This window comes from Micrococcaceae bacterium Sec5.8 (assembly GCA_039636775.1).
In the GTDB taxonomy this organism is placed as follows: Bacteria; Actinomycetota; Actinomycetes; order Actinomycetales; family Micrococcaceae; genus Arthrobacter.
Genome location: CP143429.1, coordinates 3,840,123 through 3,864,258, shown reverse-complemented (window position 1 = coordinate 3,864,258; position 24,136 = coordinate 3,840,123). Strand labels below are relative to the sequence as shown.

Annotated in this window: 16 protein-coding genes; 8 read left to right on the top strand and 8 right to left on the bottom strand. The window is 65.1% G+C overall.

Annotated elements, in window-relative coordinates; genetic code table 11:
* Positions 1-3,777: 3,777 nt before the first annotated feature.
* From trxA to VUN84_17790, 5 genes are all read right to left on the bottom strand, one after another.
* Positions 3,778-4,104, bottom strand: a complete 327-nt coding sequence (gene trxA / locus VUN84_17810) for a thioredoxin (protein ID XAS64111.1) — start codon at positions 4,102-4,104, stop codon at positions 3,778-3,780.
* 39 nt (positions 4,105-4,143) lie between these two features.
* Positions 4,144-5,100: a thioredoxin-disulfide reductase gene (gene trxB, locus VUN84_17805; protein ID XAS64110.1), complete on the bottom strand. Its 957-nt coding sequence runs from the start codon at positions 5,098-5,100 to the stop codon at positions 4,144-4,146.
* 187 nt (positions 5,101-5,287) lie between these two features.
* Positions 5,288-6,835, bottom strand: a complete 1,548-nt coding sequence (locus VUN84_17800) for an ABC transporter substrate-binding protein (GenBank protein ID XAS64109.1) — start codon at positions 6,833-6,835, stop codon at positions 5,288-5,290.
* Between the two features lie 175 nt (positions 6,836-7,010).
* The gene (gene murJ / locus VUN84_17795) at positions 7,011-9,002 is read right to left on the bottom strand and encodes a murein biosynthesis integral membrane protein MurJ (GenBank protein ID XAS64108.1); all 1,992 of its coding nucleotides are present in this window, start codon (positions 9,000-9,002) and stop codon (positions 7,011-7,013) included.
* Between the two features lie 60 nt (positions 9,003-9,062).
* Positions 9,063-9,563 (bottom strand): NUDIX hydrolase, encoded by a 501-nt coding sequence (locus tag VUN84_17790; GenBank protein XAS65895.1) that lies wholly within the window; start codon positions 9,561-9,563, stop codon positions 9,063-9,065.
* Positions 9,564-9,781: 218 nt separating this feature from the next.
* On the opposite strand from VUN84_17790, the gene VUN84_17785 reads away from it, so the two are divergent.
* The 4 genes from VUN84_17785 to VUN84_17770 all read left to right on the top strand — a co-directional run bounded on the left by VUN84_17785 (position 9,782) and on the right by VUN84_17770 (position 15,449).
* The gene (locus tag VUN84_17785; protein ID XAS64107.1) at positions 9,782-11,248 is read left to right on the top strand and encodes a CCA tRNA nucleotidyltransferase; all 1,467 of its coding nucleotides are present in this window, start codon (positions 9,782-9,784) and stop codon (positions 11,246-11,248) included.
* Between the two features lie 3 nt (positions 11,249-11,251).
* Positions 11,252-11,833, top strand: a complete 582-nt coding sequence (locus VUN84_17780; GenBank protein XAS65894.1) for a histidine phosphatase family protein — start codon at positions 11,252-11,254, stop codon at positions 11,831-11,833.
* A gap of 714 nt (positions 11,834-12,547) precedes the next feature.
* Positions 12,548-14,017, top strand: a complete 1,470-nt coding sequence (locus VUN84_17775) for a glycosyltransferase 87 family protein (GenBank protein ID XAS64106.1) — start codon at positions 12,548-12,550, stop codon at positions 14,015-14,017.
* The gene (locus tag VUN84_17770; protein XAS64105.1) at positions 14,010-15,449 is read left to right on the top strand and encodes an NAD(P)/FAD-dependent oxidoreductase; all 1,440 of its coding nucleotides are present in this window, start codon (positions 14,010-14,012) and stop codon (positions 15,447-15,449) included. Before VUN84_17775 ends, VUN84_17770 begins: the two co-directional genes overlap by 8 nt.
* A gap of 13 nt (positions 15,450-15,462) precedes the next feature.
* Here VUN84_17770 and VUN84_17765 read toward each other — a convergent pair whose 3' ends face one another.
* Positions 15,463-16,164 carry an ABC transporter ATP-binding protein gene (locus tag VUN84_17765; GenBank protein ID XAS64104.1) on the bottom strand — a complete coding sequence of 234 codons (702 nt, stop codon included), beginning with the start codon at positions 16,162-16,164 and terminating at the stop codon, positions 15,463-15,465.
* Between the two features lie 43 nt (positions 16,165-16,207).
* Complete coding sequence (locus VUN84_17760) at positions 16,208-17,302, bottom strand: ABC transporter permease (protein XAS64103.1); 1,095 nt, start codon at positions 17,300-17,302, stop codon at positions 16,208-16,210.
* 226 nt (positions 17,303-17,528) lie between these two features.
* Between VUN84_17760 and VUN84_17755 the strand changes: the two genes are divergently transcribed.
* From VUN84_17755 to VUN84_17740, 4 genes are all read left to right on the top strand, one after another.
* A complete protein-coding gene (locus VUN84_17755) occupies positions 17,529-18,836 on the top strand; it encodes a sensor histidine kinase (GenBank protein XAS65893.1) in 1,308 nt (435 codons plus the stop codon).
* The gene (locus VUN84_17750) at positions 18,833-19,489 is read left to right on the top strand and encodes a response regulator transcription factor (protein ID XAS64102.1); all 657 of its coding nucleotides are present in this window, start codon (positions 18,833-18,835) and stop codon (positions 19,487-19,489) included. The genes VUN84_17755 and VUN84_17750 overlap by 4 nt, the downstream gene beginning before the upstream one ends.
* 84 nt (positions 19,490-19,573) lie before the next feature.
* Positions 19,574-21,568, top strand: a complete 1,995-nt coding sequence (locus tag VUN84_17745; protein ID XAS64101.1) for a penicillin-binding transpeptidase domain-containing protein — start codon at positions 19,574-19,576, stop codon at positions 21,566-21,568.
* Between the two features lie 47 nt (positions 21,569-21,615).
* Entirely contained in the window at positions 21,616-23,298 is a 1,683-nt protein-coding gene (locus VUN84_17740; protein ID XAS64100.1) for an ATP-binding cassette domain-containing protein, read from the top strand.
* A 24-nt stretch (positions 23,299-23,322) separates the two neighbouring features.
* Here VUN84_17740 and VUN84_17735 read toward each other — a convergent pair whose 3' ends face one another.
* Positions 23,323-24,015 carry a GntR family transcriptional regulator gene (locus VUN84_17735; protein XAS64099.1) on the bottom strand — a complete coding sequence of 231 codons (693 nt, stop codon included), beginning with the start codon at positions 24,013-24,015 and terminating at the stop codon, positions 23,323-23,325.
* Between the last annotated feature and the right edge of the window lie 121 nt (positions 24,016-24,136).

Sequence of the window (24,136 nt, the reverse complement as noted above, 5' to 3'; positions counted from 1 at the left end):
GTGATCCGCGGGGTGAGTGATCCTAGTTGTGCGCGCGCCCCCCTCGAGGGTTACGGTCCCTCTGGCGTGAGTGAGGAGGAGACCAGGGTGGTCGACGGCAACCGGCGCCGTGGCCGTTTCACGTGAAACCTTGCTACGGAGGCGTGGGAAAGCCGGGCATCCTGCCCGTTCTGAGGAGTCCAATCGTTTGGTGGGAGGCTCTGCCAGGCAACAGAACGGTGTGACAGGTGATGAGATGCTTCCGTTTCACGTGAAACATAGAACTTGCTGGTTTCGTGGCGTGTCATTTTCAATGTGTGGTGCTGCCCACGGGTCTTGAGCGGCGGCGTGGGCACGTTGGGTACTGGTGGGCCCCCAAGGGCCGCAGCGGCTCTGGAGGGGGCTTTGTGTACGCAGAGGCGCCGGGCCGGCTGGCTAGGCCCGCGGAGACGCCCTGGCGGTCGATGGGGATCTCGGGGGCATTGAGCGGTTCACTTCGATCTTTGGAGTCGACTTCGTACCTGCGCTGGAACGACCGGGTATCGGCCATCTGTGTCGGGCCCAGGACTAGCGGGCAGGGGGCTGCGGTCCCCCAAAGACCGACATCCGCATGGTCGATGCAGTGGCTATGCTCGATTGCGTCAGATCACAAACCAACGGGGCCCCCTTGTTGCTGTCGGCAAATACCGCCAGGCGCTGGTGTGAGGAAGTCCTGACTCTGCCAGTCGCTGCGAATCACTTCTGGGCGAAGACTGACTCCCGGTCTCGTTCTTCGCTGCCAAAAGCAGCGGACCGGATGGCTACTGCAGCCGGAAAATGCAGCGGCACAATACAGGCGCGTTGGTTCCTTACGACGGGGCAACGCCTCGCAGGAACCCTTCGACTTGTCACGCGCCATCGGGGAGAGAGTCGTCGTAAGTTGGATGGTATGGGCAAGTCGTTACCTAAGGGACGGAGCAACGCTCCGATTGGACCGTGGCAGCAGCCGGGGCATCTGCCCTCTAGCCTCTCCACGCAGATGCGGGGCTAGGAAGCAGCGTCGGTCATGGCCCGACTGCATGCCTCACGGGCCGGCGGAGCTTTCGTTGGAGAAAGCGGATCTCGGTGAAGATTCAGGTATGGACGGTGCACCGTCCCAGGGCACCATACCCAGGCGCCGTCAGGGGCCAGCGTGCCCCAATAGCGCGTCGATAAGCCGGTGGATATCGTTGTGGATAAGTTTGGCTCCAGTGCCGCTGGGCTGTGATCGGCCAGTAGCGCTCAACTCCAAGACGCGGAGGCTACCCCTGCGCCCGCAACATTCTGATGTTGGCAAAATTCGCCGGTATGTTTCACGTGAAACATGCAACGACCTACTGGTTCCATATCGGCTGGCAGCTGGCTGGACCCAATATAGCCACCCATTTCGGTTAATTGGTCACCTCGAAGCTGCCTCTTGGCGCCACACCAGCTCGGCGGGGTCAATCTCCACTATCTCGAATGCTTGTGCGTCACGATGACGAACGGGAGCGATCTGCCGTTCTGCGAGCACGCCCGCGGACCTACTGAGATCAGGGTATAGCTCGTACAAAGTGTCAGCAGCCGCGGTTGTTGCCTGTGGAAAACCATGTGTAAAACCCGGACAGGAAATAGCCAATATATCCATGGGCGGCCCCTCGGTCGTCCAGGAGAAGATGACCTCAGAGCGCAGTACTGGGCAGCGGTGAAGTCGCTTCAGATGCGCTCATCGGAGCTCGCTGACGGTCCCGCGCCATGACTTGCTGGAGCTGGGCGAAGACCAGTCCGTGTTCGGTACAGAACGAAAGGTCGGTGGTCACCTGGTTCCCCGATGCCGCCCGGCCTGTTTCACTAAGATCTTGGGCCGAGACTGTTCTACCCACGACTGGCCTCGTGCGATGCCGGAATGCACGACTCAACTGCCCGGCTTCCCATATGTGTGCTGAAGCCGCGTGTCCGCCATTAGGGGCTGAGAGAGCCCATAGATGGCGACACGCGGGTCCGTGATCGTCGCGCTTGTCAAGGATCGCTTGGACTGATGCTGTTGCGTTCAGTCCACTGCCGAGCCAAGGTGGGACGGTACGGGTGCATACCAGGAGCCCTCGTATGACTCTCATGGAGATCCGAGACAGTTCCGGGCCCTTAGGCCGACTCTTGAGCGCCCAGTGGGGCTGCTGTGGCGGCCAGAGCGGTGCGGGTGGAGGCTTGCGGCGTTGATGCTCATGCTGTCCACGCCGGATCCGTGGCACAGCAGCCTCGGGTTTGCGCACTGTGGACGAGAGGGCGGAGTCGGAAGGTGCCCGGACAGGAAGTGGTCAGGTGCCCACGGTCAACCCGTATCTTCTACGGGCGCACGCCCTCAGTGGCGCAGTTTTGGCTGGATGCATACTTTGCTGGTCGGCCTTTCCGGGCAGAGTGGTAGGCAGGCCCGCCTGATCGGTGCGCGTAGGGCTCCTTTCCAGGTCGCGGGCACAGCCTCCGGATGGGACTGGTACCGGCGGGATCAAGACGGATGTTGATCCGGCCGTACGTTGGTGATGGGGATGCGGTGTTTCACGTGAAACATGGAATGGCGGAAGTCGGTGCCGTGCATGCCGTTTAATTCTGACCCTCAGAATTTCCAGTCAGCTGCACTCCGGCGGCGCCCGGATTTACACCGGCGGAGGCACCATGTTTCACGTGAAACATAAGGATGCCGACTCCCTGGATGGGCAGGTGTCTGCGCCCTATTATCTGCGTCGCTGCCTCGGGACTGCGCGGAGTCTCCGGTCCTGGACCTGGTATATCCGGCAGACGAGGCGTGCAGGCACCCACTAGACCTAGGCATCCAGCGGAGTTGTCGGTTGAACGTCCGTCCCGCCACATAGTGTGACGAGAGTTCAGCGCAATCCGTTAGCAGCCGTGGTGCGTGGCGCTTTCCGAAAGTGACCGTAGCTAGTAGGTGCAACCTTGGAGCTGACACCACGCCGGCCGAGGACCCGTCGGCCGGGCATCATGAGGACCGCGGTAGTAGTTCCTTGTGATACGCCCGTTGGCGCCCGGTCAAACTGACTCTGAATTATGGTGTGGCGTATGCCGGGGCCGTGGGCGTAGCTTTAGGCTGAAGGAGATTATGTAGGTGATCACGGCGAAAATCGCTACGCTTCTACGTCCTTCCAATCGCAGGCAGAAGGCTAAGCTGCGGGGGTAATGGTGCCACAGGAGGCCGTTTTAGGGGGCCAGACTTCGCGGGGTAGGTCCGAGTGCTGCCATGGACGGCCGGCAGGACATCAGCCACTGGGTACCTTCTGTCGCTGCCGCCGGACTGCCGGAGATCCGGGTCCACCCCATGTTGGCCGTGATTGTTGCATAGGAAGTCTGCGGGCTTATGGCTTTTCTGCCTACGGTGACAGCGGAGACCTGTCGCTGTTTCACGTGAAACCTTCGTGTCGTCTTGTGGGAACGGTGTCGGCGGACCCTTCCGCAATTTCGGGGAAAGGGTTCGATATCCCGTTTCACGTGAAACATTGAATCCACTCAGCGGGCATCGGGCCACACAGGATCATCGTGCGCGCCTGGACTCACCTCATGCCTTCGCAGTTCGGGTAGCGCAAGCGCATGAAAGCGGGTGTCCTGCAGATACACCGCTAAAACAACCCGAATTGGACGATGGACCAAGCCACTGGCTGTCTGAGGAAGAGTGACGAGGACCCGTAGGATCGGGTTGTAGGATTGCAGCGTTTCCCTTAAACGCGGACGGCCCCACCTCTTTCGAGCCGGAGCCATCCGGTCATAGCCGGCGTCGGAAGCCGGCGGCTAACACTAGGACAAGACGTCGGCGAACTCTTTTTCGAAGTACTGCTTGGGCCGCGCGCCGATGACTGTGCCCTTCACCTCTCCGCCCTGAAACAGGTAGACCGCCGGAATCGACGTGATTCCATACTGGGCCGCAATAGCGGGATTGTCATCAACGTTTACCTTGACGACGTCGACTTTCTCACTGTATTCCACGGAGATTTCATCGAGAATCGGTCCGAGTTTGCGGCACGGGCCGCACCACTCGGCCCAGAAGTCCACGATGACCGGCTTGTCCGATGCCAGCACGTCGGTGCTGAAGCTAGCGTCTGTTACTTCTTTGGCGTTGCTCATAGTCCTGTCTTTCTCTCGGTTGATGGCTTGGTGCGCCGTTTAGGCGTCAAGGTCGGCGAGGTAGTGCTCGACGTCAACTGCGGCGACGCAGCCGGACCCTGAGGCCGTGATCGCCTGGCGGTAAGTGGGGTCGATGACGTCACCGGCTGCAAAGACACCCTTGAGGCTGGTCTTTGAACTGCGGCCCGCGACCGCGATGGTCCCCTCGGCCGTCAGGTCAAGCTTCCCCTTCACGAGATCGGTGCGGGGATCGTTGCCGATTGCCACGAAAACGCCGGTAACGGCAAGCTGGGTCTCGGCACCGTCGAGGAGGTTTTTCAGTCGAAGGCCGGTTACCTTGTTCTCGCCCAGAACGTCCTCGACGCCGCTGTTCCAGATGAAGCTGATCTTCTCGTGGGCGAGAGCGCGGTCCGCCATGATTTTGGAGGCCCGGAGGGTGTCGCGGCGGTGGACCACCGTGACCGTCCTCGCGAACTTGGTGAGGAACAGAGCTTCTTCCATGGCGGAGTCGCCACCGCCGACGACGGCGATGTCCTGATCCTTGAAAAAGAAACCATCGCAGGTTGCGCACCAGCTGACACCATGGCCGGAGAGACGTTTCTCGTTAGGCAGGCCAAGCTCGCGGTAGGCCGAACCGGTGGAGAGAATGATGGAGCGCGCCCGGAAGGTTTCCCCGGAGCCGGTGGTGACGGTCTTGATATCGCCGTCCAGATCAAGGGCGGTCACATCCTCGAACTGGATCTCGGTGCCGAAGCGGGCGGCCTGCTTTTCGAAGTTCTCCATCAGGTCCGGGCCCATGATGCCCTCCGGAAAGCCGGGATAGTTTTCAACATCGGTAGTGTTCATCAGCTCTCCGCCAGCCGTCACGGACCCGGCCAGCAGCAGTGGCTTCAGGTTGGCGCGCGCCGTGTACACCGCGGCGGTGTAGCCAGCGGGGCCGGAGCCGACGATGATGACATCACGTACGTCGGACGCGGTGTTTTCTACGGTGCTCACTAAGCGGTGAACCTCTTCCTTTGTCGATGCGCCCGCCTGGATGGGCCGGCCACATGGCACAACTACTACTTGGTATTGAATATTCCGGCGGTGCCGGGCACCCCAGAGTGACACCTCACGCGACCGCCCCCCGACGGGTGCATGCTTGCGTCCCGGATTGCCGGCGCCGCTGCCGGGCGGCAGGGCCCTACTGAACCTTGATCTCGGCCAGGCGCAGTCCGTATCCGTAGCGCGTTTTCGGGGCCGCGAGCTTGGGAAGGGTCTTGATGGAAACTATGACGTATTGCGCCGTCGTTGGTTCCGGCAGCGGCATGGTCAGGTCCGGTGAGGTGAAGCTGTTGCTGCCTACCTGCCTGGCACCCTCAAGGGAAGGTCGGTCGTTGGTGTAAACGCTAATGCTTCCGCCGGAGGCACCCAACTGGCTCAAGGTCACCGAGGAGACCTGGGAGGGGCCCTTGAGCTTGACGACGAGCGGAACCTCGGTCGCAAGGCCGCCCCAGTTGTCGGTGGCGAATTCCATCTCCGACCAGTAGCTGGCAGCGTTGCCGTCGAAGGTTTTGACGAGGTCGCCGTCGTAAGTTCCAGCGAAATCGAAGTTGCCGAGCCGTGTGACGCTTTCGACGGCGGGCGGACCGGCGGCCGGTGCAGGACTGGCGGTGCCCGACGGCTCAGCCGGGGCGGTATCGGGGGCGCTGGTGGACGCTGGGCCGCCCGCGGCAGGCTGCGGCGTCGTCTTAAACAAGCTTCCGAGGTTGGTCACGGCGAGCACCAGTCCGACCACGAGGACAGCGGCCAGGAGCCCCCCCACCAACCAGCGCATGGACCGGGGCTCACGGTGGGGTTCCTGGTCCTTGCTGTCCTCGTTGTCGGCGGGCGAGCCGTTGTCCCGGGCCGAGCCCGGAAAAAATCCGGGGGCGTGGTCGGCCGTGGCAGGGGCCGTGGCGTGGTCGTCGTCGGAGATCTCCCGGTTCCCGGGAGTGGGTTGATCGTAGTCGTTCTCAGACCACAGTGAAACTTTGGGGGCCGCTGCGGGCGCCTCGGCTGCGGAAGCCTGGGAGCCGGAGGAGACCGGGACCCCATCCTGCACCGGCTGGGGGGCCGTGGGTTGGGGTGTTGCGTCCCGGGGCGTGGTCTGGGGCGACCTGCCCTTGGATGAGATCGCCGCGCCGGCTCCTGCGGCACCGGCAAGCGTTGCTGCCCCGGCGGCTGCCGGCGCCGCCGGATGGTCAGTGGATGCAGGAGAAACAGCCAGTCCTGCATCCGGTGCTTGAACAGCGGGACGTTGGTGCTGCCCGTAGTTGATGTACCCGGTGTCTGTGTCTTCCTCCTCGTAGAGCCCGTCGTAAGTTTCGGGCTCGTGGGAACGCGGCTGTCCGAAGATTTCGCTGCCCAGCGTGTCGGTAAAGAACGGTTCAACGTACGGCGGGTTGGAGGACACCACGAGGTCCAGCAGGTCAGCGGCCGACGTGTGGTTCGTGATGAGGTAAGTGGTGGCATCACTGACCCCGAGGTCGAGGACCTGCACGCTGCCGGGACGTTCGCCGGTGGCAACTTCCCGGGCACTTTGCGCGACTTGATCCGCGTTGCCGGGCCCGGCCACCAGGATGCTCACGGAACGGTTGAGCACCTGGTCCACTCCGTCCAGCACCAGATCCTGGTCATGCGAGGTCAGTACGGTGGCAGTGACCTTGTAGCGGCCACCTAGTACTGATCCGACATCGATCGGGTGGGACACGGGTTCCTCCTAGACAGTCCGGGAGCTGCTGGACTAATCGCTTCAGCAGTGACCGCACGCCGCCCGGCAAGCCGGTAGAACCCGTGGTCTGCAACTCCCCTTATTAGTCTTCGATCCTAGCCGATGCACTGTCCCGGCCACGGAAGCACGGCCCCGAGTACCCCACCTGTTCGTATTATTTCTTCTCACCGCCGAAAGGGACATCGGGGCTGTGGCCCGCGGGGCCGGGCTCCTCCTCGGCAGGTAGGGACCCGCCCTCCGGTCCAGCGCGTCCGCTCCGTTCATCGCGTTCGTCCAGGTCGGGCCCGGCGCGGAAGGACGCGGCGTCGAATTCCCCCGAGATTCTCGGAATAAGGCCCGTATCTACGGATACGGTCGCTCTTTCCGGCCGGGGCCGCGCCGCTGCGGGGATGTCTGAAAGATCTGCGGACCCGGACTCTCCGGCCGGCCGGCGGCGCAGCCGGGTCAGCAGCGGCTGCAGCAGGTCGCTGAGCTCAGTCACGCGGAACAACTTCAAAAGGAGCAGGTAGGCCGCCAGCATGACGGGACCGACGACGGCGATCGTCACCAGAGCCGCGATGGGTGAGCTCCAGGCAAAGCCCTCCCTGTTGTAGCTTCCCAGCAGCCACAAAGCGCCGGCTCCGGTGAGGGCGGAACCCAACGCGGCATAGCCCATCCGGATATAGGCGTTGGCGATCCGTGGACCGTCGAGATGCCCGAGAAGCCGCCGCAGGAAGATCGCACTGACGATCACGGAGAGGATATTACCGCCGGTGTAGAGCGCGGCGATGGCGAAAATGATCTGATCGAATGGGAGAAACTGGATGGAGAAGGCGGCAACAACGTTGACGAGGGCCAGCACCAGTTGAATGAAGAACGGCGTCCGGGCATCCTCGTTGGCATAAAACACCCGGGACATCATGAAGTTGGCGCTCATGAACGGTGTGCTGAGAGCCAAAATGGTCAGGGTTTGCGCCAGCATGACGCCGTCCTGGGGCACATTGCCGGAGAAGAACATCCCCAGCGGTCCCGCGAGGGCGAAGAGGGCCAGTGCCCCGAACACCGTCGCCACGGCCATGGTGCGCAACCCGCGGGAGAGCGCGTCGCGCAGCGCTGCCTGGTCGCCGTCCTGTGAGGCACGGGTCATCCGGTTGAACAGCACCGTGGCCAGGGACAGGGCGATGATGGAGTGCGGGAGCAGGTAGAGCTGGCTCGCCACTTCGAGCACAGCGTTCCCCGGCAAAGACTTCGCCGCCGGATCGCCGGCCTGTTCCAGCCGGAGCCGTTCCGCTCCCGGGATCGTGGCGATGCGCATGACATACAGGAATGCCAACTGCCCGACGGCGGCCGTTGCCAGAGTCCAGACACTGAGCTTGGCGGCCTGGCCCAGACCCACGCCCCGCCAGCCGAATCGAGGCCGGAGACCGAGCCTGAGGCGGAAGACAGGGACCAACAAGATGGCGGTCTGGGCCATTACGCCGATGGTGGAGAACCCGGCCACGAGCAGGGTCTGGGTGGAGTTCCAGGTATCAAGAGTATGGGGATTGACCGCGTTGGTTCCCATAATGCCGATGAACATGCCCAATCCGGCAATGGCGACAATGTTGTTGAGGATGGGCGCCCACATCGCAGGCCCGAAGGCGCCATGGGCGTTAAGGACCTGGGTCAGCAGGGCGTAGAGGCCGTAGAAGAAGATCTGCGGCAGGCACCAGAAAGCGAACGTGACCGCGAGGGCCTTCTGTTGCGGCGAGTAGCCCTGAGTGGTCAGTTGGATAACCCACGGTGCCAGCAGGGTGACCAGCAGCGTGAGGGTCAAGAGGATCAGGACTGCCAGAGTCAGCAGCCGGCTGATGTAGTCCGCTCCCCTGTCCGGGGCCTTGCTTGCCTTGATGATCTGCGGCACCAGGACAGCATTGAACACCCCGCCGGCAACCAGCAGGAAAATCAGGTTCGGCAGGTTGTTCGCGTTGATGAAGGTGTCGTTGACGGTGGAGCCCAGGCCGAGGGCGGCCGCCAGCATCCAGGTCTTGGCGAATCCCAGGAAACGCGAAACCAGCGTTCCTGCAGCCATGATGGCACTGGAACGGACTTCTCCGGATTGGACGGCTTTGGAATCGGCAGGACCGGGGGGCGCGGGGGTGGGTTTGGCGGATGACATTGTCTTCATCGTCTCACCCGGGCAGGGCAAAAGGTGCTATCCACATCCCGCTCGCAGGCCCGCGTGGCCCTAGCGGCGCTCCGGAAGTACTTCCTTGGCGAGGTCGGCGATGCGGCGCTCGTTCGGGAAGGACAACTTCCGTGCCAGTTCGTTGATGGGAACCCAGGCGACGTCGACGGCTTCCTTGTCCGGATCGTTCTCGATGGTCAGTTCCCCGCCGGTGGCCTGCAACAGATAGTGGTGGACGGTTTTATGGACGCGGTGCCCGCTGACCGTGAACCAGTAGTCGATGCTGCCCAGCGGCGCGAGGATCTTGCCCTCGATGCCGGTTTCCTCCGCGATTTCACGTACGGCGGCTTCCTCGTTGCTTTCCTTGCCTTCCGGATGACCTTTCGGCAGGCACCATTCCAGCCGCCCGCCGCGGTTTAGGCGGGCAATGATCGCCACGCGGAGTTCGGCGTCGGAAGTATCCACGACGACGCCGCCGGCAGAGATTTCCTCCACAGTGGGAAGGGAGGCCTGCCCGGAGTGCTGCACCGGCGCGACATTTGCACCGATTGCCGAGGGCAACGGTGCGTTTGTCCTCCTGCCAGGAGCGCTCGGTACGGGATGGGCCATGAAGTCCACTCTAACGACTCTTGTCCGCACTTGATGACCTAAACATGACAGGAAAGTGGACGGCCGGGAAAGTGGATTGCCCCTGCCACCCACATCTTCGACGCCAGCGGCCGGACTTCAGAAGGGTTCGGTGTGGTGCTGGCCGGGATTTCTGACAAGCTTAAGAAACTATGGCGCATGCACATCACCAGACTGACCCGCACACTGTTGACTTCCAGGTAGACCCGGTGGTCCTCGAGCTGGGGCAGCGGTTCGTGGATGCCGGCCACGAGCTGTCCCTGGTGGGCGGACCCGTCCGCGATCTCTTCCTGGGCCGGATCTCCCCTGACCTGGACTTCACCACCGATGCCACCCCGGACCAGACGGTGGCCCTGATCAAGAAGTGGGCTGATAACTTCTGGGAGATCGGGCGTGCCTTCGGCACCATCGGAATGCGCAAGGCCGGCTTTCAGATAGAAATCACCACCTACCGCGCCGAGGCATACGATCACGACTCCCGCAAACCCGTCGTCGCGTTCGGAAAGTCGCTGACGGATGACCTGCTGCGCCGTGACTTCACCATCAACGCAATGGCGTTGCGCCTGCCGGCACTGGAGCTTGTGGATCCGTTCGGCGGGGTCCGGGACCTTCATGGGTCGATCCTGGCCACCCCGGGAGCACCCGAATCCTCCTTCTCCGACGATCCGCTGCGCATGATGCGCGCGGCGCGGTTCGCCGCGCAGCTGGGGATCACGGTGCACGAGGATGTGCGTGCCGCAATGTCCAGGATGGCGGAAAGGATCACCATGATTTCCGCCGAACGCGTTCGTGAGGAGCTCGTCAAGCTCATTTGCGCGGCGCACCCGCGGGCCGGGGTTGACTTGCTGGTGGACACGGGACTGGCCGATTTCGTGCTGCCCGAGGTTTCCGCCCTGCGCCTGGAGTCCGATGAACACCACCGCCATAAGGACGTCTACCAGCACTCGCTCCAGGTCCTGGAGCAGGCGGCCGCACTCGAAACGGCTGACGACGGTGCTGTGCCCGCTCCAGATTTCGTGTTGCGGTTTGCGGCGTTGATGCACGACGTCGGGAAGCCGGCCACGCGCCGTTTCGAACCGGGCGGCGCGGTGAGCTTCCGGCATCACGACATGGTCGGGTCCAAACTGACAACAAAACGAATGAAGGCGCTGCGGTTCGACAATGACACCACGAAGGCTGTTGCCAAGCTGGTGGAGCTGCACATGCGTTTCTACGGCTACGGCGACGCCGGCTGGAGCGATTCCGCCGTCCGCCGTTACGTCACCGACGCCGGTCCGCTCCTGGAACGCCTGCACCGGTTGACCCGTTCGGATGTGACCACCCGCAACCAGCGCAAGGCTGAGCGGCTCGCCTTTGCTTATGACGATCTTGAAGCGAGGATTGCTGCCCTGCGCGAGCAGGAGTCCCTCGAAGCTGTCCGGCCGGACCTGGACGGCGGCCGGATCATGGAACTGTTGGGACTCAGGCCCGGCCCCGTCGTAGGGCGTGCCTACAAATTCCTGCTGGAAGAACGGATGGAACACGGCCCGTTGGATCCGGCCGTGGCCGAGGCCAAACTGCAGGAATGGTGGGCGGCCCAGCCCGAGTCCGCCTCCGCACTCTCAACTGAGGAGTCCTAAGTGATCGAATCTGCTAACAGCCCCCGCCCGCAGCTGTGGATTCTCCGGCACGGCGAAACCGAGTGGTCCAAAAGCGGCCAATACACCGGGCTCACCGACCTCCCGCTCACGGTCGAAGGCGAACAGCAGTCCGTGGAGGCCCGCAAGGTGCTCGATGCCGTCGACTTTGACCTGGTCCTGACGTCCCCTCTGCGGCGGGCCCGCCGGACCGCAGAGCTGGCAGGCTTTCCCGATGCCGAGCTGGAGCCGCTCGCCGTCGAGTGGGACTATGGCGACTATGAAGGCATCAGTTCGGACCTTATCCGCAAGGACAACCCGGAGTACCTGGTCTGGACGCACGGGGTGCCGAACGGCGAAGCCCTCGACGACGTCGCCGCGCGCGCGGACAAAATTGTGGCGCGGGTACTGGAATCCGGCCTGGACAACGTCCTGGTCGTGGCCCATGGGCACTTCTCCAGGATCCTGACCGCGCGGTGGCTGGGGCTGGATCCGCACGAAGGGCGGCACTTCGTCCTGGGAACGGCAAAAGTCTGCACGCTCGGCTGGGATAAGAAAACTCCGGCAGTGGTCCGGTGGGGACTATAAATGAGGTTTAGAAAAGACTTCAGAAAAGTTTATTAGTTCGGTGGCCAACCGCTCCATTCTTTGACTAGCGGACGGATGCATTCCGTCACCGACACACCGGCCTCTGACGCTGAACCGCGCCCTCACACCCGCCGGGCTGTCTCCTGACCTTCAGTTTCCGGCCAGGCTTCCGCGATGAGGGATCCAGGGCCCGAACCAGAGCTCCATCGACACTGACTGTCTCAGTCGTAACGTGAGACCTGCCAGGCGGAGCCATGCGGCTGCGCCGTATCCCCGAAGTTCGGAACCCGGCTTCTTGTTGGGATCCTGTCCCCTGCGTCCCGGAGCCATTCTTTCGTCCGACGTGACGATTGCCAGTATCACCACCCAGCCACGCATCCCGTGCGGCCGGGGGGAGGTGACCACCATGAAGCAGCAACTCTGGAGAGTCCTGCGGCACCTGAGGCCCCCGGCCCGCCGCCCCCGCGGTTCAGCGGACAACTCCTCGATCAGAGGCGTGAAGACGCCGTTCTTCTCATGCACCGCAACGGCCTCAGCCGTTGAGGCATCGTCAGCCATCGAGGGAGTACTGATGACTGACCTCGAAAATGGAACCCGGGCTGCCCGCGCGGCGACGCGTGGGCAGCCCACCCGTTATCGCCGGGCCGCCGCCCCTGCCGCCGCCCGCGCCGGCACAGCGCGGCAAGCCGGTGTTGCCCCGGTAAGCTCGGGGACATGCAGGAGACAAAGCCGCCGGACCACCGCACACGTGTCCGGCTGGTCATCCCGAGCCGCAGCGATCCCCTGCTGCGGAACTTTACGGAACTGGTCGGGGGACCGATGGGCCGCCGTTCAGCCCCCGGCGCGGTCTCCCCTGGATTTTTCACCGTGGAACGCGTCCTGATCCTGATGACCGTCATAGCAGCCGCGATTGGCATTGTCTTCAAGTCCTACTGCCGGGTCAACGGCTGGGAAACCCCGGGGCAGTTCTATGCCACCTGCTATTCGGATTTTCCGGAGCTGTTCAAGAACCGCGGGCTCGGGGCGGGTGCCTTCCCTTTCATCACGCAGGGAGCGTTGTTCGAATACCCCGTCCTCATGGGGTTTATCGCCGGCGCCACGGCCCTGTTGGTCCCCGGAGGGGACGTCTCCGCCGGCCGGATCCTGGCCTACTTTGACCTGAACGCCGCCCTGATCGCTGCCGTCTGGATCATTACGGTGCTCGCCACGGCACGGATGGCCCGGCGTCGGGCCTGGGACGCTGCCATGGTGGCCGTGGCCCCCGGGATGATCCTGGCCGGGACCATCAACTGGGACATGTGGGCTGTGGGACTGTTGGCCCTGGGCATGTACTGCTTCTCGCGCAATAAGCTCGTCCTGGCAGGGGTCTTCATTGGACTCGGCACCGCAACCAAGCTTTACCCCGTACTCATCCTCGGAGCCATCTTGCTCCTGGCCCTGCGGACCGGCCGGATCCGTGTCCTTCTGATCACCGCCGGCGCCGCGGCCGCTGCCTGGCTGGCGGTCAACGTCCCTGTCGCCCTCGCCAACCCTGCGGGCTGGCGGTATTTCTACCAGTTCACCGAAGACCGGCCCGCCGGCTACAGCTCGCCGTGGTTTGCCTACAACCTCGTCGCCGGACGGCTGGGCTGGCTCCCCCTCGAAGCCGCGGTGGTCAACACCCTGGCCCTGAACCTGTTTGTGCTGGCCTGCGTGCTGATCGGGATTCTGGCCCTGACGGCGCCGCGGCGGCCCCGGCTGGCGCAGCTGGTTTTTTTGATCGTGGCCGCGTTTATCCTGACCAACAAGGTCTACTCTCCCCAATTCGTCATCTGGCTCATCCCGCTGCTTGCCCTCGCCAGGCCGCGCTGGCGTGACTTCCTGATCTGGCAAACCTTCGAGGGTCTGCACTGGGCGGCAGTCTGGCTGTATCTGGGGCAGGTGACGAGCGGCGGGGTGTCACAGCACAATATAGATATGCCCTATTACGTACTCGCCGTGGTCTTCCACATGATCGCCATCGGCTACTTGATGACCCGGGTCGCATGGGACCTCTGGGAGCCCCGTTACGACGTAGTCCGCCGTTCCGGGATGGACGATCCGCAGGGCGGGCCGTTTGCGGGCGTTCCGGACCGGTTGCGGGTAGACCCGCTCCGTCCCTCCGCATCCGTGCTGCCCTGGCGTAAGGCGGCCGCGCATGCCTGATGTCGCCGTTGTTGGATCAGGACCGAATGGGCTCGCTGCCGCCGTGACACTGGCACGTGCCGGACTAAAAGTGCACGTTTACGAGGCCGCACCATCGCCGGGCGGCGGGTTGCGCACAACGGAGCTCATTGAACCCGGGCACTTTCATGATGTCTGCTCGGCGGTGCACCCAATGGCCCTGGCCTCACCGTTCTTCCGGGACTTCGAGCTATCCCGGCGGATCCGGCTCGAAGTTCCAGAGGTCTCCTACGGCACCCCGCTCGACGGCGGACGGGCCGCCCTGGCCTACCGCTCACTGGAGCAAACAGCCGCGGGTCTGGGACGCGACGGGACGGCGTTCAGGCAGCTCATGGCCCCGCTCGTCCAGCACGCGGACGGCATCACAGACCTGACACTGAACCAGCTCCTACGTATTCCGCGGGACCCGGTGGCGGCCGCTCTCTTCGGCGCCCGCGTCCTGGAGCAGGGTTCACCGCTCTGGGGTGCAAGGTTCCGCGAAGACCTCGCGCCCGCGCTGCTGACCGGCGTCGCTGCGCATGCGGTGTCCCGGCTGCCAGCGCTGGCGGCCGCCGGAGCCGGACTTATGCTCGGCACGCTGGCCCATACAGTCGGCTGGCCCGTACCGATCGGCGGCTCCGCGGCCATTGCGGGGGCGATGATCGCCGACATCGAGGCCCACGGCGGAGCGGTGGAGACCGGCGCACGGATCGGATCCCTGGCGGAGCTGCCTCCGGTGCAGGCCACGTTGCTCGATGTGGCGCCGCCGGGACTCCTGCGGCTGGCAGGCGGCAAACTTCCGGAGCGGTACGGCCGCGCCCTCGAATCGTTCCGGTTCGGCGACGGGGCCTGCAAGGTTGACTTCATCCTTTCTGGACCGGTCCCCTGGACAGCGCCCGGGCTGGCCGACGCCGGCACCATCCATGTGGGCGGAACCCGCGCGGAAATGGCGGAAGCGGAGAATCTCGTCGCCGCCGGCCGGCATCCCGACCGCCCGTACGTCCTGGTCTCCCAGCCGTCGCGTTTCGACGCCGGACGGGCGCCTGCGGGGCGGCACATCCTGTGGAGCTACTGCCACGTCCCGGCAGGTTCCACCGTGGACATGGCCGAGGCCGTCATAGCCCAGCTGGAGCGGTTCGCTCCCGGGTTCCGTGACCTCATCGTCGGCCACCACGTCACGACGGCGGCTGGTCTGAGCCTGTACAACGAGAACTACGTCGGCGGGGACTTCAGCGCCGGACTGATGGATCTGCGCGGCCTTCTTCAGCGGCCCGTGGTTGGTCCCGTTCCCTGGCGCACGCCCTTGCCCGGCGTATACCTGTGTTCCTCCTCAACTCCGCCAGGCCCCGGGGTGACGGGGATGCCGGGATATCATGCCGCCAAATATGCCCTAAGAGACATATTTGGTTTGGCCGTCCCACGCCTGGGACTCTAGGACCCTCAGCACCTCAAGCGGGGACGGCATCGGCCGGCCGCGGTGCGCAGAGTGCGCCATCGAGCATGCTGGCCACCGTATCCGTCAGCGGGACAAGACCGGTGTCGTGCGTGACCATCACGGTGGCCACCCTGAACTCATCGGTCACCTGGCGCAGCAGTTGCACAATGGCCTCGCTTCGCTCCTGATCCAGAGCTGCCGTGGGTTCATCCACCAGGAGCACAACGGGGTCTCCCATGAGGGCGCGGGCGATGTTCACCCGTTGCCGCTGGCCGCCGGATAGTTGGTGGGGGCGCTTGCCCGCGACCGAAGCCAGACCGACAAGGTCCAGGAGTCCCGCGGCACGGCCGGACGCCTCACCTGCCGAGTTGCCGCGCAGGTGCTCAGCGATCACCAGTTGCTCCAATGCCGTCAGGGACGGCAGCAAATTCGGCTGCTGGAAGATGATGCCGATCCGGTCCCGGCGCAGGGAGGCGCGGCCCGCATCGGAAAGCAATCCTGCGTCCGCCCCGCCTATGACCACCCTGCCCACTGTGGGCTTGACGAGCGTTGCGGCCACTGCCAGCAGGGAGGATTTGCCTGATCCGGAGGGGCCCACAAGGGACAGGAATTCCCCCGGAGCGATGTGCAGGCTAACGTCGTCAAGGGCCTTGAGCGTGCCATCACCATCGGGGTACTCGAGGGTGACGTGGACGAGGCTAAGAGCGCTATTCACTGTATATGCCTTTCAAAGAATGTTTAGGGATTTTGGCGGCGGGTCAGTTGCCACCGAGGGCCAGCAGCGGGTCCACCCGGGTAACGCCGCGGGTTGCCAAGGCGGCGCCCGCCAGTCCCAGGACGACGATGCCCGCGACGGGGAGCACAGTAGTGTTCGGCGTCAGCAAAAACGGGACAGCCCGGGAAGCGAAGGCTCCGCCCGCTATGCCAACTGCACCGCCGGCCGCGGCCCCGGTGAGGAGCACGATCGCTGCCTGGACCATGGCGTCCCGGAGCACATAGCCGGAAGACCCGCCAAGGGCCTTGAGGACGGCGATGTCACGGGTTCGCTGCACCGTCCATACAGTCAGGAAAGCCACGATGACGAGAGCGGAGATTCCGTAGAGGAAGGCCTGCATGAGCAGGAGGGACCCGTTTTCGCTTTTGTAGGACCCGAGCGCCTGGAAGGAGCCGTCGCGGGTGGTACTGAGGGTGCCGGCCGCTGTGTTTGTGGCGGCGGTGCCGGGGGAATGTCCGGTATCGGCGGTGACGGCAATGACGGTCGCTGCCGCGCCGGCAGCGTCGATGTGGGCGAGCGTCCGCCAATCGGCGAGGGTGGTCCAGATAACTCCTGTGTGGGCGTACCACTGATCCGGGACCACGGAAGAAACCGTCAACGCCGTGCCGCCGATAGTGGCCCTGCTGCCGGCCTGCAGTCCAAGGTCCCGGGCGAGGCTGGAGCCGACCACCACCGTTCCGTCGACCACGGGTGCGGGCGCCAGGCCGCTCCCCTCGGTTCCGAAGACGGCCACGCTGGCCGTCCCGGTGGGCGTGCCGGTGGTGCCCACCGCCTGGAAGCGGCTCTGGCTGATGCCCAGCAGTTCGGCCCGCGCGACTCCTTCCGCGCCGGACCATACCGACAATTGTCCGCGGGTCACCTCTGACTCGGTGAAGGAAGCTTTGGCGCTGCCGCCGGCCGGAGCTCCGAAGACAATCTGGTCAGCCGGTAAGGCGGCGAGGGCGGATATGGACTGATTGCCGAGGCCGGCGGTGAGCCCGGACAACAAGACGAGCAGCACGGTGATGAGCGCGACGACTCCGCCCATGAGCAGGAAACGGCCTTTGGCGAAGCGAAGATCGCGGATAGCGAGATACATAGGGGTCCTTCTGCTGGGGGGCGTCTTCTTGTTACAAGCCTCCGGCGGCGGGACCGGGCGGGCATCGCCCGCACGGTTGGGGCTGGACGCCGGAAAGGTTGAACCGCGGGTCATACAAAAGGTTGATCGTGGCGTCAGGGCAGGGTCCGCCGGCCGGAAACGGACCGGTGCGGGCTACGCTGAAAACATGTTTGGGAACGCGGACGGCCCGCCGGCCGGCGCGCCGATGGCAGGCGGGAGTAACGCGGACGTGATTCTGCGCGTTCTGCGGGTGTGCCTGCACAGCGGTTTCGCCATTTTGCTGTTCGTCGCCTGCGTGCGGCTGCTGGGCGAGGGTCTTCCGGGCACGGGCTGGTTCGCCCCGGCCACCGCCTTGGTGCTCGCCGCCGTCTACCTGCTGGGCACCGTCCTGGAGAAACACCACGCCACCGATCCGTCCCGGTTCGATCCTCGACCGTACTCGGGCCTGTGGCTGGGAATGGTCTGCCTCCTCTGGCTGCTGCTGATCTGGGCCAGCGCCGACTTCGTTTGGTTGGCCTTTCCGCTGTTCTTCCTGCAGCTGCATGTGTTGGATCTGCGCCTGGCCCTGCCAGCGATCGCGCTCAGCACCGTGCTGGTGGTGGCGGCCTTGTGGTTTCACAACGCCAGCAAGGACGGGAGTGCCCTGCAACTACCCATGGTGCTGGGACCGGCATTCGGGGCGGCCTTTGCGGTGGTCACCGGCCTGGCCTACCGGGCGCTCTACCTGGAGGCCGAGAACCAGCGGCTCGCCGCTGAGGAACTGCGCCGCACCCGGGCCGAACTTGCCCGCAGCCAGCATGAAGCCGGGACCCTGGCCGAGCGGACCCGGCTGGCCCGCGAAATCCACGACACGCTGGCCCAGGGGTTCTCCAGCATCGTGCTGATGGGCCGTTCGGCGGAGAAATCACTCGACGACGGGGACGCCGCCCTGGCCCGGGAGCGGCTCCGGACGGTGCAAGAGACCGCTTCGGCAAACCTGGCGGAGGCTCGCAACTTTGTCCGCGGCCTGCAGCCACCCTCCCTGGCGGGTGGCCCGGCCGGGGACCCGGCGGAGAACCCGACGCAGGACCCCCTGGTGGAAAGCCTGCGCCGGCTCTGCGAAAAAACGGAAACCGAGGCGGCCGCCCGCGGGGCCCGGTTGCGCTGCCGCTTCGACCTCGAAGGAGCCCCCGTGGAGCTGCCGAACCAGTACCGCACCACCCTGCTCCGGGCCGCGCAGGCAAGCCTCGCGAACGTGTGGGTACACGCCCGGGCGCGCACCGCCGTCGTCACCCTGTCGTTTCTGGGCAGCGAGGTAGCGATGGATATTTACGACGACGGGGCAGGGTTTGATCCCGTTGCTGTCGCGGCGGTCTCCAGCCGCGCGGATGGCTCGGGTTTCGGGCTGACGTCGCTCCGGGAACGGGTGGCGGCACTTGCCGGCCGGCTGGATGTTGAATCCGCACCCGGTGAAGGAACTGTCGTGGCTATCCGCCTCCCGCTCGGGGATGCTGCGGTGGGGAAGGAGTCATGAACGATATCCACGTGCTGTTAGTCGATGACCATCCGGTGGTCCGGGCCGGGCTTCGCGCCATGCTGGGCGATTTCGAGGGCATCGCCGTGGTGGCCGAGGCAGCCGACGGCGGAGCAGCGCTGGCGGAGCTGTCGCGGCTCCAAACCCTTGGCGAGCCGGTCGACGTCGTTCTCATGGACCTCCAGATGGGCGCCGGTATGGACGGCGTCACGGCGACCGGCAGGATCAAAGCTGGACTCGCAGGCCTGCCGTCCCCGCCCGTGCTGATCCTCACCACCTACGACTCGGACGCGGACATTCTCGCCGCAGTGGAGGCCGGCGCAAGCGGCTACATGCTCAAGGACGCCCCGCCGGAGCAGATCCGCCAGGCTGTGCTCTCCGCCGCGGCGGGCCAGACCGCGCTGGCCCCCGAAGTGGCCGCCCGGCTGATGGGCCGGATCAGGAATCCCGAACCGGTCCTGTCCGCCCGGGAAATCCAATTACTGGAACTCCTGGCCACGGGGCTGGGCAACCGGGCCATCGCCAAACAGCTGTTCATTTCCGAGGCAACGGTCAAAACGCACCTGGTGCACATTTACGGCAAGCTCGGGGTGGACAACCGTACAGCGGCGATCGCCGTAGCATCCCAGCGCAGGATCATCCGGCGCTTCTGAGTCCGCCCGCCGCTGCTGCGTTCAGGCCGCCGGCGGGGACCATGTGACAAGGGAATTGTCCGGCGTTCAGGGCATAATGGCGCGATGGGGAACTCATCAAAACTTTCACTGGCCCTGGTTGGGCTCATTCTTGGCGGCTCGTTGGTGGGCTGTTCCGACGGCCGCGCCGGCGCGCAGGATGCGGCAAAGCAGCTTGCTGCCGCCGTCGCGGCTCTCGACATCGGGGCTGTGCCGTTTGAGGGCAAGGAGTCCACGGCAGCGGACGGTCAGCTCAAAGAAGTGTTCAAAGCACTGAACCCGGTCAAGCCCGCCGTGGACAGCGGTGAGCTGACGCTCGACAAGGACACCGCCACGGTCCCGTTGAACTATGTCTGGAAGATCGGCTCAGGGGAGTGGAAATACACCACGTCCGCCCTGCTGAAGAAATCCGGGGACACGTGGGTCACCGTCTGGAGCCCGCAGCTTCTGGTGCCGGAGCTGGCTGAAGGGGAAGTCCTCGGCACGGCGACCGACACCCCGCAGCGCGCCGACATCCTGGGCGCAGGGGACACCAAGCTGGTCACCTACCGGTCAGTGGTGAGCGTCGGCATCGACAAACCCCTGCTGGCCGCCGCCGATCCGGCTCCGCCTGCCACCGAACTCGCACAGCTGGTAGGCGTGGACCCCGCGGCCTACGTCCAGCAGGTCCAAGCGGCCGGCCCTGAGGCCTTCGTCCCGGCCATCACCCTGCGCGAGGACGGCCGGACCATCACGGACGATCAGATCGCTGCGATCCGGGGGGCGCGCGCCATCGCAGACTCCCAGCCCCTCGCCCCCAGCCGCGGCTTTGCCCGGGCCCTGCTGGGCACCGCGGCCGAGGCGAATGCCGAACAGATTGAGCAATCCGGCGGGGCGCTCACGGCAGGAGAGATCACAGGCACCGGCGGACTGCAACAGCAGTACGACGCGCAGCTTCGCGGCAGCGACGGCACCCAGATCTTTGCCCAACTGACCGGCCTGACCGCTGAGCAACGGCAGGGCCTGGCCAACGGCGGCCGCCGGGTCCTGTTCCAGGCGCCGATGGTACCCGGGACCCCGTTGAAAACCACCCTCGACCCGAACCTGCAGCAGCTGGCCGAGGACGTGCTGGGCAAGGTGGGCCCGGCGTCGGCCATCGTGGCGCTCCGGCCCTCCAGCGGCGCCGTCCTCGCCGCCGCCTCCGGACCGGGCAGCAACGGCTACGACACCGCCCTGCTGGGCCAGTACGCCCCCGGTTCCATCTTCAAAGTTGTGGATTCACTGGCCATGATCCGCGACGGCATGACTCCGGATTCCCTGGTGGAGTGCCCGGCGACGCTTTCCGTCGATGGCCGGACTTTTAAGAACGCCGAAGGATATCCGGCCTCCTCCCTGGGATCCGTGACGTTGCGCGATGCCTTCGCGCACTCCTGCAACACCGCGTTCATCAACGCCCGCGACGCGGTCACCCAGGCCCAGCTCGAGTCCGCTGCCACGTCGCTCGGCGTGGCAGTGGATGCCCCGTCGCTGGGCGCTTCGGCGTTTTTGGGTTCGGTTCCGGGCGATGCCTCCGGTACCGAACACGCCGCCTCAATGATCGGCCAGGGCAAGGTGCTGATGTCCCCCCTCGCTGCCGCCATCATGGCAGGCTCGGTCGCCAAGGGCGCCCCGGTCGCTGCGCAGCTCGTGGTGAATCCCGGCGCGGCAGCCGGAGCCGCAGGGCCCACCGCGTCGGCAGCTGCTGCATCAACGCCGGCCGCTGCGGCACCACCTTCCTCAGCCCCCGCGCCGGCCAAGGCATCCGGCACACCCGTGACGGCGGCGGAAGCCACCGCCCTGGCGGACATGATGCGTGCAGTGGTCACCTCCGGGCATGCCGGCTTCCTGGCCGCTGTTCCCGGAGCGCCGGTGGGGGCGAAGACCGGAACCGCGGAGTTCGGTGACGAGAACCCGCCCAAGACCCACGCCTGGATCGTAGCCGTTCACGGCGACCTCGCCGTTGCCGTCTTCGTCGAAGAAGGCGGCCTCGGCGCCACCGTTTCTGGCCCGTTGCTCAAGGAATTCCTCACCGCCGCGGGCTGAGCGCCGGCGGATCGGGGCCGCGGGGACGGCCGTGGGAGGATGGAACCGTGGCTCATATTGACGTTTCCAACATCGATTACTTCCTCTCCGACGGCACCCAGCTGCTCAACGGCGTGACCTTCAAGGTTCCGGACGGCACCAAGACGGCGCTGATTGGTCCCAACGGAACAGGCAAGACGACGTTGTTCCGGATTATCTCCGGCGATCTCATCGCCGACGAAGGCGTCATTGGGCGTTCCGGGAATATGGGCATCATGCGCCAGTTTGTCGGTCAGGTCCGGGACGACTCCACCGTCCGCGACCTCCTGGTCTCGGCTGCGCCTCCCGCCCTCGCGGCCGCCGCCCGCGCCGTGGACGACGCGGAACTGGCGATGATGGAGTACGACGACGAGCCCACCCAGATGACGTATGCGCAGGCGATCGTGGACTGGGGGGACGCCGGGGGCTACGACGTCGAAACGGTCTGGGACGAAGTCTGCATGGCCGCCCTCGGTCTGCCCTTTGACCGGGCACAGCACCGGCCGGCGTCGACCCTTTCCGGCGGTGAGCAGAAGCGGCTGGTGCTGGAGGCGCTTTTCGCCGGCCCCGATGAGTTGCTGCTCCTCGACGAGCCCGATAACTACCTCGACGTTCCCGGCAAGCGCTGGCTGGAGGCGAAGCTGAACGAGTCGAAGAAGACGGTGTTCTTCATCAGCCACGACCGGGAACTGCTGAACAACGCCGCGGGCCGCATCGTCACCCTGGAGCCGGGCATCAACGGCGCCGGGGCCTGGATCCACGGCGGCGGTTTCGGGTCCTACGTGGACGCCCGGGCCGACCGGAACGCCCGCTTCGAGGAGCTTCGGAAACGCTGGGACGAGGAGCACATCAAGCTCAAGGAACTCGTCAACATGTACAAGAACAAAGCCGCGTTCCGCTCCGACATGGCCAACCGGTACCACGCTGCCCAGACCCGGCTGGCGAAGTTCCTCGAAGCCGGTCCGCCCGAGGCCCTGCCGATCGAGCAGAACGTGCAAATGCGGCTCAAGGGCGGCCGGACCGCCAAGCGTGCCATCGTGGCGGAGAAGCTGGAACTCACGGGGCTGATGAAGCCTTTCTCGACCGAGGTCTGGTTCGGTGACCGGGTGGGGGTCCTGGGCTCCAACGGTTCAGGGAAGAGTCACTTCCTGCGCCTGCTGGCCACCGGCGGCACCGATCCCGAGCGGGAGCACCTGCCGGTGTCCGAAGTGGACATTGCCGAGGTCCCGCACGAGGGTACGGTAAAGCTCGGCGCCCGGATCCGGCCCGGTTTCTTCGCCCAGACCCATGTCAGGCCCGACCTCCTGGGCAAGACCCTGCTTGAAATCCTGCACCGCGGCGACGAACACCGCTCGGGGATGGGGCGCGAGGCCGCCGCCGGCGCGCTCGACGGATACGGGCTGGCCCCGCAATCGGAGCAAAAGTACGAATCCCTGTCCGGCGGGCAGCAGGCCCGGTTCCAGATCCTGCTGCTGCAACTCTCCGGCGCCACCTTGCTGCTGCTCGACGAACCCACCGACAACCTGGACCTGCACTCGGCCGAGGCACTGGAACGGGCCATCGACCACTTTGAGGGCACGGTCCTGGCCGTGACGCACGACCGCTGGTTCGCCCGGACCTTCGACCGCTTCCTGGTCTTTGGCTCCGACGGGAAGGTCTACGAATCGGCCGAGCCGGTCTGGGACGAAAAGCGCGTCGAACGCGCCCGCTAGCAGAACAGCTAACTGCTGGTGGGGTTACTGCGGCAGCAGTCCGGAGCTTTGCTCGGCCTCCGGCCCGGGGGTTCCACCCATGGCCGCGACCAGCCGTTCCCGGGCGCGCCCCAGGTGCTCGTCGAGCAGCACGGCGGCGGCGTCGCCCTCGCCTGACTCGATCAGCTCGAGGATTTTCTGGTGTTCTGCCTGGATCAAAGCGGTGTCCAGCAGATGCAGGGACTGGACCCGGACCATGCACAACCGCACCTCTCCCACCAGCGAGCGGTACATCCGGCTGATGCGTTCATTGCCGACGGCGTCAATCAGGCTGGTGTGGAACCGCATGTCCGGTTCGACGACGTCGATCGGAGCGCCGGTCTGCACGGCCGCGATGTCACGGTTGGCTTGCACCGCCGCTGCCGGCACGTCCCCCGTGCGTGCGAGGCGGCGGAGCACCTCGCTTTCCAGATAGGCGCGGGCGAGATAGATGTCCCGTACGGAGTCGGGGCCGAGCTCGACCACCCGGGCGGTCTTGTGGGTACCCCGGTCCAACAGACCCTCGGCGACCAGCTTCTCGATCGAAGCTTTCGCGGTCGGCCTGGCGACGTCGTAGGAAGAAGCGACCTCAGACTCCGTCAAGGCGTCCCCGGACCCCAGCTCCCCGGAAAAGATCCGGCTCCGCAGGTCCGAGGCCACCGCATCCACGATCGAGACTGCCGTAATTCGCCCGGCCACCGGGGCTCCTTCCCGTCAAGAGTTTCTTGAAGTACTCCCAATCCTGCCAGACAAGACAACAAACATCTCTTGACGTTCATGTGTACTTGTAAGACAATCAAAGGGCGCCACGGAGTTGTGA

Excerpts from the sequence above, each read along its gene's own strand:
- VUN84_17775 (XAS64106.1), top strand. The coding sequence starts at position 12,548 with ATGCAGGAGACAAAGCCGCCGGACCACCGCACACGTGTCCGGCTGGTC.
- VUN84_17745 (XAS64101.1), top strand. The coding sequence starts at position 19,574 with ATGGGGAACTCATCAAAACTTTCACTGGCCCTGGTTGGGCTCATTCTT.
- VUN84_17760 (XAS64103.1), bottom strand. The coding sequence starts at position 17,302 with ATGTATCTCGCTATCCGCGATCTTCGCTTCGCCAAAGGCCGTTTCCTG.
- VUN84_17770 (XAS64105.1), top strand. The coding sequence starts at position 14,010 with ATGCCTGATGTCGCCGTTGTTGGATCAGGACCGAATGGGCTCGCTGCC.
- trxA (XAS64111.1), bottom strand. The coding sequence starts at position 4,104 with ATGAGCAACGCCAAAGAAGTAACAGACGCTAGCTTCAGCACCGACGTG.
- VUN84_17785 (XAS64107.1), top strand. The coding sequence starts at position 9,782 with ATGGCGCATGCACATCACCAGACTGACCCGCACACTGTTGACTTCCAG.
- VUN84_17750 (XAS64102.1), top strand. The coding sequence starts at position 18,833 with ATGAACGATATCCACGTGCTGTTAGTCGATGACCATCCGGTGGTCCGG.
- murJ (XAS64108.1), bottom strand. The coding sequence starts at position 9,002 with ATGAAGACAATGTCATCCGCCAAACCCACCCCCGCGCCCCCCGGTCCT.
- VUN84_17755 (XAS65893.1), top strand. The coding sequence starts at position 17,529 with ATGGCAGGCGGGAGTAACGCGGACGTGATTCTGCGCGTTCTGCGGGTG.